We start from the raw sequence: 404 nt of genomic DNA, 5'->3' as shown, positions 1-404 counted from the left end.
GCTTTTTGCCTCCTCTTCGGCCTCGCGCGCGACCCTCTGTTTTTCTTGTGTCAAGCAGAAGACGGCAGACGAGATGACGTCGAGTCTCGGGGGCTCGGAGATGTGTACAAGAGAAAGGGGAATGTGTTTAGTGCGCGACGAATTGGGCGCGTCCTACCGCACCGGCGGCCTGACCGCCAAAGTCGGCGTAAGCCGCAGCAAACCGCGCTTTTACGATACCCATCCTAAAAAACTGTTGAGCGCGAACCCCGAGTTTGGCGCACAAACCTTCATCATGAGCAGACCCGTCCCCGCCGTATTCGGCAGCGTTTTTCACAGTCCAATGCCCGTCCTCGCCTACCGCGAAGGCAAATGGCAGCCGACCGAATGGCACTCTTCCCAAGACCTCCCCCTCGCCCCCGGCG

General features: G+C 59.7%; 1 pseudogene. It reads left to right on the top strand.

The features are described 5' to 3' along the window. Positions 1–100: 100 nt before the first annotated feature. A pseudogene (locus ACRPFF_RS11265) lies at positions 101–404 on the top strand (hypothetical protein); the annotation flags it as partial.

This window comes from Neisseria sp. SLRRB23, assembly GCF_050896295.1.
Taxonomy (GTDB): domain Bacteria; phylum Pseudomonadota; class Gammaproteobacteria; order Burkholderiales; family Neisseriaceae; genus Neisseria.
This window is presented reverse-complemented; position numbering and strand designations above follow the sequence as displayed.